The sequence below is a fragment of the Mesorhizobium sp. IMUNJ 23232 genome, from assembly GCF_044326205.1.
Taxonomy (GTDB): Bacteria; Pseudomonadota; Alphaproteobacteria; order Rhizobiales; family Rhizobiaceae; genus Kumtagia.
The window spans coordinates 13,346-26,285 of the sequence record NZ_JBIRCY010000057.1 but is presented as its reverse complement, the minus strand read 5'-3'; the positions used below and the strand labels follow the sequence as shown (position 1 = coordinate 26,285).

Annotated in this window: 13 protein-coding genes; 7 read left to right on the top strand and 6 right to left on the bottom strand. The window is 63.2% G+C overall.

What is annotated here, in order from left to right; translation table 11 throughout:
* Nucleotides 1-10 precede the first annotated feature (10 nt).
* The gene (locus ACH196_RS29855) at nt 11-502 is read left to right on the top strand and encodes a hypothetical protein (RefSeq protein WP_396650484.1); all 492 of its coding nucleotides are present in this window, start codon (nt 11-13) and stop codon (nt 500-502) included.
* A gap of 3 nt (nt 503-505) precedes the next feature.
* Here ACH196_RS29855 and ACH196_RS29850 read toward each other — a convergent pair whose 3' ends face one another.
* On the bottom strand, nt 506-1,243 hold the full coding sequence (locus tag ACH196_RS29850) for a sulfite exporter TauE/SafE family protein (protein ID WP_396650483.1): 738 nt from the start codon (nt 1,241-1,243) through the stop codon (nt 506-508).
* 187 nt (nt 1,244-1,430) lie between these two features.
* On the opposite strand from ACH196_RS29850, the gene ACH196_RS29845 reads away from it, so the two are divergent.
* Nucleotides 1,431-1,718, top strand: a complete 288-nt coding sequence (locus ACH196_RS29845; protein ID WP_396650482.1) for a hypothetical protein — start codon at nt 1,431-1,433, stop codon at nt 1,716-1,718.
* Nucleotide 1,719: 1 nt separating this feature from the next.
* Nucleotides 1,720-2,283 (top strand): type II toxin-antitoxin system VapC family toxin, encoded by a 564-nt coding sequence (locus ACH196_RS29840; RefSeq protein ID WP_396650481.1) that lies wholly within the window; start codon nt 1,720-1,722, stop codon nt 2,281-2,283.
* Nucleotides 2,284-2,306: 23 nt separating this feature from the next.
* Here ACH196_RS29840 and ACH196_RS29835 read toward each other — a convergent pair whose 3' ends face one another.
* On the bottom strand, nt 2,307-3,506 hold the full coding sequence (locus tag ACH196_RS29835) for a pyridoxal phosphate-dependent aminotransferase (protein ID WP_396650480.1): 1,200 nt from the start codon (nt 3,504-3,506) through the stop codon (nt 2,307-2,309).
* Between the two features lie 136 nt (nt 3,507-3,642).
* On the opposite strand from ACH196_RS29835, the gene ACH196_RS29830 reads away from it, so the two are divergent.
* The 4 genes from ACH196_RS29830 to ACH196_RS29815 are packed head-to-tail and all read left to right on the top strand — an operon-like array spanning nt 3,643 to nt 6,294.
* Nucleotides 3,643-4,326 carry a GNAT family N-acetyltransferase gene (locus ACH196_RS29830; RefSeq protein ID WP_396650479.1) on the top strand — a complete coding sequence of 228 codons (684 nt, stop codon included), beginning with the start codon at nt 3,643-3,645 and terminating at the stop codon, nt 4,324-4,326.
* Nucleotides 4,327-4,332: 6 nt separating this feature from the next.
* Nucleotides 4,333-5,286 (top strand): cation diffusion facilitator family transporter, encoded by a 954-nt coding sequence (locus ACH196_RS29825; protein ID WP_396650478.1) that lies wholly within the window; start codon nt 4,333-4,335, stop codon nt 5,284-5,286.
* Nucleotides 5,287-5,296: 10 nt separating this feature from the next.
* Nucleotides 5,297-6,055, top strand: coding sequence for an SDR family oxidoreductase (locus ACH196_RS29820; RefSeq protein ID WP_396650477.1), 759 nt, complete (start codon nt 5,297-5,299; stop codon nt 6,053-6,055).
* A gap of 29 nt (nt 6,056-6,084) precedes the next feature.
* Nucleotides 6,085-6,294 carry a hypothetical protein gene (locus ACH196_RS29815; RefSeq protein ID WP_396650507.1) on the top strand — a complete coding sequence of 70 codons (210 nt, stop codon included), beginning with the start codon at nt 6,085-6,087 and terminating at the stop codon, nt 6,292-6,294.
* Nucleotides 6,295-6,520: 226 nt separating this feature from the next.
* Here ACH196_RS29815 and ACH196_RS29810 read toward each other — a convergent pair whose 3' ends face one another.
* The 4 genes from ACH196_RS29810 to ACH196_RS29795 all read right to left on the bottom strand — a co-directional run bounded on the left by ACH196_RS29810 (nt 6,521) and on the right by ACH196_RS29795 (nt 12,940).
* Nucleotides 6,521-7,600 carry a nickel/cobalt transporter gene (locus ACH196_RS29810; protein ID WP_396650476.1) on the bottom strand — a complete coding sequence of 360 codons (1,080 nt, stop codon included), beginning with the start codon at nt 7,598-7,600 and terminating at the stop codon, nt 6,521-6,523.
* Between the two features lie 13 nt (nt 7,601-7,613).
* Nucleotides 7,614-8,234: a DUF1007 family protein gene (locus ACH196_RS29805; RefSeq protein ID WP_396650506.1), complete on the bottom strand. Its 621-nt coding sequence runs from the start codon at nt 8,232-8,234 to the stop codon at nt 7,614-7,616.
* A 149-nt stretch (nt 8,235-8,383) separates the two neighbouring features.
* The gene (locus tag ACH196_RS29800) at nt 8,384-11,647 is read right to left on the bottom strand and encodes an FG-GAP-like repeat-containing protein (RefSeq protein WP_396650475.1); all 3,264 of its coding nucleotides are present in this window, start codon (nt 11,645-11,647) and stop codon (nt 8,384-8,386) included.
* Nucleotides 11,648-12,040: 393 nt separating this feature from the next.
* The gene (locus ACH196_RS29795; protein WP_396650474.1) at nt 12,041-12,940 is read right to left on the bottom strand and encodes a LysR family transcriptional regulator; all 900 of its coding nucleotides are present in this window, start codon (nt 12,938-12,940) and stop codon (nt 12,041-12,043) included.

The following is a 12,940-nucleotide window of genomic DNA, read 5'->3' as shown; positions in this document are numbered from 1 at the left end:
GGCGGAATCGATGCTTGACGCGCTTTGGCATGTTCGTGGTGGCGTCCTGATTATTGGAGACCGCAAGGAAGAGAGAATACTGCAGGAACTCAGTCACAAGCTTGCCGCGCAAGGCAAGGCTGTTGGGCAACTATCCGAGCGCTCAATCGAATTCAACGATTCACTTTGGAACATGATCTTTCCCAAGTGGCCCTACGATCCGTTGCAGATGATCAAAAAAGGGAGGGGTGCATTGGCGATTTTTGACCGAGGAAAAATCGCGGTAAGCAATTCCGCCCGGGGTCGTGTTCTTAGCTATGACGTCCGAATGCTGGACGCGGCGATATTCTGTTTTCTTGGAGCGATTCTTCTCGGCGGCTTCGCAGGCGTGGCCGAGGCGTCGATTTCAACCGCGATCTCGATATCCGCAGCTTCCTTCGCATGGCTTTATGGAATGAACTTCTTGGTGTCCTCATTTCGTGCGCGAACTTTCTTCCACAAGATAGTGGCCGATACGCCGTAGCCGTTAGAGCGCGACGAACCCCTGCGCGGCCGAAATCAGCGCCAGCAGGCCGAGCAGCGCGAGCACGCCCTTGCGGAACACGGCTGGGTCGGCGCCCCTGAAGCCGCGCGAACCGACCCAGACGCCGATGAGCAGCGCCGGCAGGAACATCAGGGCGCGGATCACGCTGTCCCAGGTGAGCAGGCCCTCTTGCGCCATCATCGGTAGCGCCATCGTGTCGGTGCCGAGGAAATAGGCGATGACCGAGGCGCGGCCAGCGATGTTGCCGGCGGGCGAGGCGAAATAGAACAGGATCACCGGGGGGCCGCCGGTGCCGAAGGCGCCGTTGAGCAGGCCCGACGCACCGCCGGTCGTCACCGAGGCCAGCGTGCCCGGCATGGTCTTCAGCGCAAAGCCGCGCCACAGCAGGATGGTGAAGATCAGCACGACGATGCCCAGCGCCACCTGCATGGGTGCTGCCGGCACGTTGGCGAGGAACCAGACGCCGAACGGCGTTCCAATGAGGCAACCGATCAGCAGCGGCAGGATCGAGCGCCAGTGGACGTCCTTCCATATGCCCGGCAGCAGATGGATGCTCGCGGCGATCTCCAGCATGAAGAGCGAAGGCACGACCTGAGCGGTCGGCAGGACCAACGACAGCGCCGTCACGGTCAGGAGCGAAAAGCCGAATCCCGAATAACCCCGCACGATTGCCGCGAGGAAAACGCACACGATCGAAAAGGCGATGATGCCGGCAGACATGCGCCACTATGACGTGGCGGCCGCCGGTTTCGCGGTCCAGATGGCGGTCGGCTTGAGGGCCAGAGAGCTTAGAAATCGGCAATGGGCAACTGCAAGCGCTGTCTCGGTGCTTGGACGGCATCCCTTGGAAAGTAGCGCTCCCAGTGGTATGTTCGTCAAATCGCAAATTTGTTGAACAGTGACAGCCATGACCAAGGCAGCGGCCAGACAAGATTCATCTTCAGCGGAGGAGGCGCAGTTTCATGCGGTGATGCAGGCTGCTGAAGATTCCGGACTGCTGGGCGAAAAGAGCGCGCGTATCGGTGGACGCATCAGCGCCGCCTTGATCGAGCGGGCCAAGCAGCGGACCGGCATAAAGACGAATACCGATCTTATAGAATTCGCTCTCGCCAATGTCGCTCTCGACGACGATTTCGCCAAGACCCTTAGGAAGGTCGCCGGATCGATCGACCCCAGCCTGAAACTCGGCTTCTGAATTGGCTGCATTCGACTTCGATGCCGCGGTCCGATGGGCAAGGCTCGCGCCGCTCAAGACACTTGCTCGGCGCGGCGACGAGCAGTTGCCGTTCCTAGAGGGCGCGGGGGCAGGCCAGGGACTGCTTCTCGATACCTGCGTCTATATCAATGCCCTTCAGGGACATCTCCCGGACCTCGTCCACGACCTGCTTGGCTTGCGTGTGAACAACCATTCCACGATCGCCGTCCAGGAACTGATGCATACGGTTGGGGTACTGGATCCCCGGCACGCCGGAACCCGTACTGCGGTCCGCCAGATCGGCCTGCTCGTCAAGACGATGCCGCCGCATCGGGTTTTCACGCCCGACCCCGATGTCCTGGGAAGGGCGGCGCTGCTGTCGGGCATTCTCTGCCGGCTGCAAGGCTATAGGAGCGACGACCGGCTTCGCGCCATGGCCGACTGCACGCTCTTCCTGCAAGCGCAGAAGCTGGGCCTCAGTGTGCTTACCGCCAATCTGAGCGACTTCGATTTCCTACTCCAATTGATCCCGGCCGGCAGGATTCTGTTCTACCGGCCGGCCTGATCCACCTGCGAATTCAAGCTTACTCAGGCCGCCTTCTCGCCAGCCTCCAGGAATTTGCCCACCCGCTCCAGCGCCCGCAAAATATTCTCCTCCGAGTTGGCGTAGGAAAGCCGGATATAGCCTTCGCCGAGAATGCCGAAATCCGGCCCGCCTATCAGCGCCACGCCGGTTTCCTCCAGCAACGTCGAAGCCAGCTTCTTGGCCTTCCAGCCGGTGCCGGAAATGTTCGGGAAAGCGTAGAAGGCGCCCTTCGGCGTGATGCAGGAGACGCCGGGCAGCGTGTTCAGCCCCTCGACCACAATTTTCCGGCGGCGGTCGAACGCCTTCATCATTGCATCCACCGCGTCCTGCGGTCCGTCAATGGCGGCGACGCCGGCATATTGCGACGGCGCGTTGACGCAGGACCAGCAATTGACCGCCAGCTTTCGCACCTTGTCGTAGAGGTGGCTGCTGGCGTCCGAATTCGGCCAGATCGACCAGCCCATGCGCCAGCCGGTCATCGCCCAGGTCTTCGACCAGCCGTTGAGCACGATCAGGCGCTCGCGCAGTTCCGGGAACTGCAGCAGCGAGCAATGCTCTTCGCCGTCATAGGTCATGACGTCGTAGATCTCGTCGGACAGGATGGCGACGTTCGGATGCTTCTCCAGACCCTTCGCTAGTTTCTCGATCTCGGCGCGCGGCGTCACCCCGCCGGTCGGGTTGGCGGGAGAGTTGAGGATCAAGAGCCGCGTCTTCGGCGTGATCAGCGCCAGCGTTTCCTCGGCGGAGAAGGCAAAACCGTTCTGTTCGCGGATCGGCACCGGCACAGGCTTCGCGCCGGTGAATTCGATCATCGAGCGGTAGATGGGGAAGCCGGGATCGGGATAGAGGATTTCCGCGCCGGGCTCGCCGAACATGACGATCGCGGCATACATGGTCGGCTTGCCGCCGGGCAGGATCATGACGTTTTCCGGCGAGACCTCGACGCCGGTGGTCGTCAGCGTGCGCCGCGCTACCGCCTCTCGGGTCGCCAGCAGGCCGGTCGCCGGCGTATAGCCATGATGGCCGTCGCGCAGCGCCTTGATGGCGGCCTCGACGATGTGCTCGGGCGTGCGGAAATCCGGCTGGCCGATGCCGAGATTGATGATGTCCTTGCCCTGCGCGGCAAGCGCCGTGGCGCGGGCGAGCACGGCGAAGGCGTTTTCCTCGCCGATGCGGTCGAAGGCGGCAATCGTTTGGAGCACTTTTCCTCCCCATCTGGTTCTAGCGCATGGTCCCGAAAACCCAACGACTGCCGGGGGAGATCATGCGCGACTTAAATAGTATGGTGCGCGTTTCTGTGAGCCTCTTGCCGCAAAGTCAATCGGAGCAAGGCCGACCTTGGATCAAGATCTGAAAAACTGGACGGCGAGGCCACGGCCCGAGCGCAAGGTTCTGGAGGGCCACTATGCCCGGCTGGAGCCGTTGTCCGCGGCGTGGCATGGCGACGGGCTGTTCGAGGCGGCGACCATTGCCAATGCCGACGAGCGTTTCCGCTGGCTCGGCGAATATCCGCCGGAGAACCGCGCCGCGCTGCAGCCCTGGCTGGAAAAGGCCGAGGCCAGCGAGGACCCGCTGTATTTCACGGTGATCGACAAGGCGTCGGGCAAGATCGCCGGCCGCCAGACTTTCTTGCGCATCGACACGGCAAACGGTTCGATCGAGATCGGCCATATCCATTGGGGGCCGCTGATGCAGCGCAAACCGGCGGCGACCGAGGCGCATTTCCTGTTCATGCGCTACATCTTCGACGAACTCGGCTACCGCCGCTGGGAATGGAAATGCAACAACCGCAATGAGCCGTCGAAACGCGCCGCGCTGCGCTTCGGTTTTCAGCCGGAAGGCGTTTTCCGCCAGGCCATGGTGATCAAGGGTGAAAACCGTGACACGGCGTGGTTTTCGATCATCGACAAGGAATGGCCTGCTCTCAAGTCGGCCTATGAAGCGTGGCTCGACCCGGCGAATTTCGACGCTTCGGGCCAGCAGAAGAAACGGCTGGAAGAGTTTCGCGCCGGCGGGGCCTGACAGCCGATGAGCCATTCGCACGACCATCCGGACACGGTCGATGAGGCCCACGCGGCGGGAAATGCGCATGGGCATGACCATGACCTACGCGGCGCCGACAAGAATCGCGTTCTTCTCGTCGCGCTGCTGACCGGCGGCTTCATGGTGATCGAAGCGCTGGGCGGCGTGCTGACCGGCTCGCTGGCGCTGCTGGCGGATGCCGGGCACATGCTCACCGATTCGATCGCGCTGTGGCTGGCCTGGTGGGCGTTCCGGCTGGCCGAGCGGCCGGCGACAGGACGCCACACCTATGGCTACGGCCGCGTCAAGACCCTGGTCGCCTACACCAACGGCGTCGGCATCTTCGTCATCGCGCTGTGGATCGTCTACGAGGCGGTAACGCGTTTCTTTTCGCCCGGCCCCGTGCTTGGCGGCCCTATGCTGCTGGTGGCGCTGGCCGGGCTTGCCGTCAACATCGGCGGTTTTCTCATCCTGCGCGGGGGGAATCGCGAAAGCCTGAACATGCGCGGCGCGATCCTGCATGTGCTGGGCGATTTGCTCGGCTCGGTGGCGGCGATCGTTGCTGCCCTCGTTATCCTGGCGACGGGGTGGACGCCGATCGATCCGATCCTGTCGGTGCTGGTCGCCGTGCTGATCCTCTCCACCGCCTGGTCGCTGATGCGCGAGGCGGCGCACCTGCTGCTGGAAGGCGCGCCCGCCAATATCGACCGCGACGGCATCGCCGCCGATCTTGCGGCCAATGTCGAAGGTGTCAAGGAAATCAACCACATGCATGTCTGGTCGCTCGACGGAGAAAAGACCCTGGCGACTTTGAACGCCCGTCTCGCCGAAGGCGCGAATCCCATTGCCGCCGTCACTGCGATCAAATCGAGGCTTGCGGCAAAGCACGGAATAGACCATGCGACGGTCGAGCCGGAATTTTCGACAGGCGCCGGCGGCGAAAACGAACATCGGCACTAAAGGGGGAAAAATGGCCGGAAGACTGAAGGGCAAGGTCGCGGTGGTCACCGCCGCGGGGCAGGGCATCGGCCGGGCAATCGCCGAGATGTTCGTCGCCGAGGGCGCCACCGTCTACGCGTCGGACGTGTCGCGCGACAAGCTGGAAGGCTTGGCGCGCGCCAAGAAGGCCAAGCTCGACGTGCTGTCGACCAGGGCGGTGGAGGCCTATGCGCAAAAAGTCGGAAAGATCGACATACTGGTCAATGTCGCGGGTTTCGTGCATCACGGCACGGTTCTGACAACCTCCGAGAAAGATTGGGATTTCTCCTTCGACCTCAACGTGAAGTCGATGCACCGCACGATCCGTGCCTTCCTGCCCGGCATGCTGGAAAGGGCGAAGGAAACGGGCAAGACCTGCTCCATCGTCAACATTTCCTCGGGGGCTTCGTCGGTAAGGGGGATACCCAATCGATATGCCTATGGCGCGAGCAAGGCGGCGGTGATCGGGCTGACCAAGTCGGTGGCGGCGGACTATATTCGCGACGGCATCCGCTGCAACGCGATCGCGCCGGGAACGTTTCGGTCGCCGTCGTGGGAGGACCGGGTCGAGGAACTCGGCAAGACCGTCGGCAGCAAGGACAAGGCATTGGAAATGTTCGTCAATCGCCAACCGATGGGACGTGTCGCCGACGCCGCCGAGATCGCGCCGATCGTAGTCTACCTGGCGGCCGACGAGGCTGCCTTCACCACCGGAACGGTGATGCTGGTCGACGGCGGATTCGCGCTTTGAGGACTTCGCACGCCGATGGATTTTGCGCCCTGATGACTCCTGACAACCGCAACGCCGCGATCGCGGCGCTGGTGATCGTGCTGGCCTTCGGCTTCGGCGCCTTCTACCTGCCGACGATCATGCTGGCGATCGGCAGCTATTCGCCTGTTATCGCTGGGATTTTCGCCGTCCTGTTCGTCGCGGCGTTCTTTCTTGTGTTCTGGCTACGCGGCCGCCAGCAGCGACGTCGCGGTCGCTGAGGGTCGTTCAAAAGAACTGATGTCATGCTTGGAATATCAAGCGTTTTCAATGAGCTGATCGGCATGTCAGGAGCCATGAAGCCCCACAAGCATGACATGAACTCTGTAGAAGCCTGACGGACCGTCCGTTCGGCGGCTCTCACGTCGACGGAACCAGCATTTCATGCACCGTGCGTTCGTCGCTATCCGGCACCGGAAAAATGTTTGCTGGCGTTCGTCCGGAAACTTACGCGTTGAGGCTGGCTCCGAGCAGCGCCAAGCCCAGTAAGAAAACCAGCGCCGCCCCGCCGATCTCGATCGTGGCATGCACCCGATTGCCGGTGCGGCCGTCGCCGGCAAAGGTGACCGCCCAGTTCTTGGCGGTGACGGCGAGCGTCGCGAGGATCGAAACGGTGATGGCGGTGCCGACCGACATGGCGACGACCGACAGAATGCCGCCGGCGAACAGGCCGTTGAGGAAGGCGAAGGAGAGCACGATCAGCGCGCCGGTGCAGGGGCGCAGGCCGACGGCGGCAACCGCCGACCAGGCGGTGCGCCAGTCGAAGCGGTCGCCGGAAATCATCGACGGGTCGGGCGCATGGCTGTGGCCGCAGGTTTCGCAGACCATGGTCTTGCCGGGCGCGCTGGCGTCGGCGGCCACAAAGGCATGGTCGAAGCGAAGGGCGGGGCGCGCTTCGATCGGTCCGAACAGGTTGCCGACGGGACTGTCGGCCTGCGCGGCTGACAGGCTGTAGGCTGGGCTGAGGCCGAACAGGCCGGAGAGCCGCGGCCAGGCCTTCGTCCACAACAGCCAGGCGCCGAACAAAGTGATCAGCGCGTAGCTGGCGATCTCCAGGAACCAGGTGGCGTCGGTCATCGAGATGGCGGTGCCGCGCAGCACCAGGAACACCAGCGTCATGACGACGATCGCCGTCAGCGCCTGGAGGAAAGCCGAGACGAAGGACAGCATGATGCCGCGCCTGAGCGCCACCTCGTTGGCCAGCATGTAGGAGGAGATGACCGCCTTGCCGTGACCGGGGCCTGCGGCGTGGAAGACGCCGTAGGCGAAGGACAGGCCGACCAGCACCCAGAGCTGGCTGCCGTCCTGGCGCATATTTTTCAGCGCGCCGGTCAGCGAGCGATAAAACCCCTGTTGCTGGACGTTGACCCAGTTCATGAAGCCGGAGAACAGGCCGGTAGAGGGCACCATCGCCTCGTTGGTGCCGATGCCCAGCGAACTCTGGGCGTGGGCGTGGCCGATGAAATACGTCGAGACGCAGGCGACCACGATCAGGGCGAGTGCGACAGGGAACATCAGCTTCGTCATGCCGTGCTGTCCGTCATCCATTCGCCTGGCAGTTGAGCTCGAGTTTAGTCGCAAAAATCTTGCTCATGTCGGTGCCGGTGGGGTCGTTGAAGAAGGCTTCGGTGAGCGTCGACTGGTTCTGGGCAAGGGCCTCGTCGGGATCGGGACGGATCACGCTCTTCTTGCAGTCGGCCGGCATGTCGACCACGGCCAGGTTGGCGTCGTCGGTGAAGTCGATCGCCGTATAGAAGGTCGGGTCGTAGACGCCGAAATCCACTTTTCCCGATAGCTTCAGCGGCGCTTTCGGCGTCGATTCAAACAGGATGATGAGCTGCTGGTCCTCGAAATTGGCGATCAGCTTCGGTGGCGGCTGCATCGCCACGTCCTTGCCGTCCTCGGTGACGATCTGGAAATAATTGTATTCGGCGAGCGAGGAATGGACGGTGTTGGCGACCTCCTGCAGCTCGGCGTCGTCGAGCTTCAGGTCGGAATTCTTGTCGAACTCCATCAGCACGGTGGAGGAGAACAGGTCGTCGAAGCGCCAGAGATGGCGCAGCGACTTCACCGTTCGGTCGGGATTGACCACCACGTCGAGCCGCGCCTCGGCGAAGACATGCGGATGCACTAGCGCCGGCGTGGCCGAGCCGAGAAGCATCGCGGCGGCCGCCGCCGCCTTCGTTAGCTGATGGGGAAAATGCATCCTCGGGCCTAGCTGATTTGCGAGGCCCGAGGATTACCAGAAAGCGGGCGAAAATGGGACCGGCCCGTGCGGCGAGAGTGACGCAGGCTGAAGCGGGGGGCCGTTCAGACCACGACGAAGTCTGCGGCGGTCAGCAGGGGCGATCCTGTGATGGTTGCGAAGCGGATATTGGTGAAGGCAGTGCCGGAACCGTCGGCGTCGTAGGCCAGCGCGCCGGTGTCGGAATTGTAGATGATGCGGTCGTCGACGTCCTTGGCGCCGGTCGCGGTGTCCTTGAAGGCGGCGGCATCGAGGGCGCCGAGCGCGCCAAGCGCCGTGAAGATCGCGTCGTCGAGATGGATCTTGTCGGTTCCCGCCTGATAGTCGGCGATGACGGCGACGTTGGTCGGGCCGAGCGCCGTCGAGAAGCGGAAATTGTCCACTCCGCCCATGCCGAACAGCACGTCCTCGCCGCCGCCGCCGTCGATCGTGTTGGCGCCGTCATTGCCGCGTACAAGCTGCACAAATTCGTTGCCAGTCAGGTTCACTGCATAGGTCGAGGCCAGCGCGGTGGTGTTCAGATATTCGATATGAGCACCGGCGGTCAGCACGAAGTCGACGGCCGCACTCACCCGGTCGGCGCCCTCGCCGTCGAGTTCGACGATCACGTCGCCGGAATTGTAGACCTGGAAATCGTCGTTGCCCTTGCCGCCAATCAGCGTGTCGGCCGCGCCCGTGCCGCCATCGCTCAGCACATTGTCGCCGGCATTGCCGCGGATCGTCTGGGCAAAGGCGTTGCCGGTCAGGTTGACCGCATAGGTGGCGTCGGCGGCGGTGGTGTTGAGCAGTTCGACATGCACGCCCTTGGCGAGCGCATAGTCGACGCCGGCCGAGACGCGGTCGATGCCTTCGCCGGCCTTCTCGACGATGACGTCGGCGGAATTGTAGACGATGTAGGTGTCGTTGCCGTCGCGGCCGACCATCTTGTCGGCGCCGCCGACGCCGCCGTCATGCAGCACATTCTTGCCATCATTGCCGACGATCGCCTGCGACAGCGCATTGCCCCTGAGATCGATCGCCGCCTTGCCGGTCGACGAACCGGTCGTCAGAATCTCGACATCGTCGTCGGCCGCCAGCGCGAAGCTGACAAAGGCCGAGACGCGGTCGGCGGCGCCGTTGCCGGCGGTCTCGATGATGGTGTCGGTGGCGCTGTAGACGAAATAGAGGTCGTCGCCCGTTCCCCCGGCAAGCGTGTCGTTCCCGCCAAGCCCATACAGCTTATCATTAAGAATGCCGCCGATGAGAATATCAGGCCCGGCCGTGCCGAGTAGTACATCACCGTCGCCGTCGAGGCCGGCGACGGTGATGGTCACTGTGGCGGTGTCGCCGTCGGAAAGCGTGTAGGTGAAGGTGTCGTCGCGCAAAAGGTTGCTTGCGCCCGAGAGCGAACCCGGCAGGTCGTCGAAGGCGCCGTTGGGGTCGTAGTCGAAGGTGCCATTGGCGTTCAGCGTCAAGAGCGCCCCCGACGCCAGCGTCACCTGCGTGCCGACATCGGCGCCGACACCGTTCACCTTGGTCACGGTCAGCGTCGAGTCCGGATCGTTGTCGGCGCCTGCCCCGTTGTTGGCAAACACATTGCCCGCGGTGATCGCTGTCGCCTCGTCCGTCGCGAACGTGTCGTCCTGGGCAACGCCGGCGTCGTCCACCGGCGTCACGGTGATCGTAAAGGTCTGACCGGCGATCGAACCGCCCGCGCCGTCCGAGACCGAGAAGCCGAATGAGGCGGAGGTCGTCTCGCCGCCATTGTGAGTGTAGGAAATCAGATTGGCGTTGACGTCGGCCTGGGTGAAGGTCGCATTCAACCCAAGCGCCACGCCATTGCGAAACAGCGTGCCGTTGGTCGCGACCGAGGTGACCGTATAGGTGATCGCCGCATCGCTCTGTTCGGTGTCGTTGAAGTCCAGCAGGCCGGCGCCGATCGTCCCCGAGGCGCCTTCCGCAAGTGTCAGCTCAAGATTGGCCCCAACGGTAGGTGCGGTATTGGCTGCCGCCGTAGTAAAGTTCAGAAACTGCGAATCGGTGATGCCGACACGCTGGACCCCGTCCAGCCGACCGAAGGTCATGCCGTCGGCGTCTCGGATCGCCCCGGTTGCGAACTGCAGGTAGTAGCCGGTGCTGCCGGCAAGCGTGGTGGCGAAGTCGATGGTGAGCGCGGCCGTGCCCGACCCCGTCACCCGCGCATCGTTGCCGGCAAAAGTCTCGACGATTGCGTTGTCGGACGCCCTGCGAAGCGTGATGTTGCCAGCCCCTGTGAAAACATTTTCGTTGAAGGTGAGGGTGACGTTGGCGCTGGTCGAGACGGAGCCGGCATTGTCGGCGGGCGTCGAGGAGACGAGGCGCGGCGGCGCGCCATTCTGCGTGTAGGTGGAATGGTCGCCCGCGCGGTAGAGCAGGATGTCGATGTCGCCATCAGCGTCGAAGTCGGCGATCTCCATATTATCCGGACCGAAGGCCGGAGGAACGGCAAGTCCGGCGAATGGCGTCGTGGAGAGGTCGGTCGTCAACGTGTAGCTGCCGCCGCCATTGTTGCGATAATAGGCTTCGGCACTGCCGTTCCAGAACAGCACATCGACGTCGCCGTCGCTGTCGAAATCGCCGACGACGGTCGTGTTGGGGTCTGTGCCGTTGGTCGACAATGCAGGGAAAGGCGAAGCCTGCTGGCTGTAGTTTCCCCCATTGTTTCGCAGATAGACGAACTGATCGGTATCGCCCCTGAAGAAAAGGATGTCCTGGTCGTTATCGCCATCGAAATCCGCGACCCGTGTGCTCTGCGGTCCCCAGGCGGGGACGGGGACGCCCGCGAACGGCGTCAGGGACATGTCGGTGATGCTGGTAAACGCGCCTGAGCCGTTGTTGCGGTAGTAGATTTCCTGGGTGCCGGTCCAGGCCACGAGGTCGACGTCGCCGTCATTGTCGAAATCCCCAGGCAGGAAAATATTCTGGGTCGCGCTCGTGAGCCCCGCGAAGGGTGACGTTCCCGTAACGTAGTGTGTACCGTCATAGGTGAGATACGTGTGGGTTCCGTTGGCGAAGTAAAGAATGTCGCGGTCGCCATCGTTGTCGAAGTCGGCGAGGACCGTATTGGACGGTCCGTAGTTCGGCGCGACAGCGAGACCCTCGAAAGGCGTCCCGGTCAAATTGGCGAAGTAGGTGAGCGTGCCATTGCCGTTATTGCGGTAGTAGGCGTCGCCCGAGCCGGTCCAGAAGGAAAGATCGTCATCGCCATCGTGGTCGAAATCGCCGGCCAGGAACTGGAAGGTGGTGTTGATCGAACCATTGCTTCCGGGGACGAGGTTCGTGAAGAGATCGCCGACGGTGTAGGTTATCATTGTGCCCTGCTCCCCAAAGCCGACAGTCTCCGGCCTTCCCGGCCGGTCGATCCGCACGACGTTTAACTGCGATGCCGAAGCGGCATCCCGATCCGATTCAGTCTTCACATATCTCGGGATGATGCCTGGCTCGGCCGCCTTCGGAACGGCACCCTGTTCCAGCGGCATATATGCCGCCGTTCCAGGTTTTCGCCCGAGGCGCTGGCGCCTGCAATCGTCCCCCCAAGCACAGGGTAGAGCATCCGCAGGGCTTGGAGAAGTGCTATTTCGCCAACGAGAAGCAATGGACTCAAGGCGTTAAGCCTCTACCGCGTTGCCGTCAGGGCCTTTGCCGATGCCACCCGGGCGGCTCCTTGATTGGCCGGTCGCAGACGCAAGCCGGTCAGCTCGAGTTCACCCCGCCCCGTTCTTCCGGAACCACTGCACCAGGAAATCGACGAAGACGCGGACTTTTGCCGGCAGGTAACGCCGGTGGGGGTAGACGGCGAAGATGCCGCCGCCGCGCGGGATGCGGTCGTCGAAGATCGGGATGAGCTTGCCGCTGGCGATGTCGGGTTCGGCGATGAAGTCGGGCAGCACCGCCCAGCCGAGGCCGGAAACGGCGGCGGCGCGCGCTGCCATCGGGCTGTTCACCTCGATGCGGCCGGTGACCGAGACGGTGGTCATCTCGCCGTCCTCGCCAACGAACGGCCAGTTGGACAGCCAGCGGCCGTTGGTGTCGATGACGCAGGGTTTGTTGGCGAGATCCTGCGGGCGGGCGGGCAGGCCGTATTTTTCGATGACGTCCGGCGAGGCGCAGAGCCGCACCGAGAAGGGCGACAGGCGCCGCGCGATGAGGGAAGAACTTTCCAGCCGGGTGATGCGGATGGCGAGGTCGAATCCCTCCTCGACGAGATCGACGAAACGGTCGTCGAGCTGGATCTCCAGCACGATCTCGGGGTGTTCCCTGGCGAAGTCGATGAGGGCCTGGCCGATCGGCGCGTCGGCGAAGGTGCGCGGGGCGGAGAGCTTTATGCGGCCGCGCACGTCGCCGGAGGATTCGCGCACATCGTCGGCGAGGCTGTCGATCTCGCGCACGATCTCGGTGGCACGGCGAAAATAGGTGTGGCCGGCCTCTGTCAGCGAGAATTGTCGCGTCGTGCGGTTGAGCAGGAGGGCGCCGAGCTCGTCCTCAAGCTCGCGCACATATTTGGAGAGCAGCGCCTTGGAGCGGCCGATCTTTCGCGCCGCGGCGGAAAAACCCTCGGCCTCGACCACGTCGATGAAGGCCCGCATGCGGGTGAGGGTGTCCAT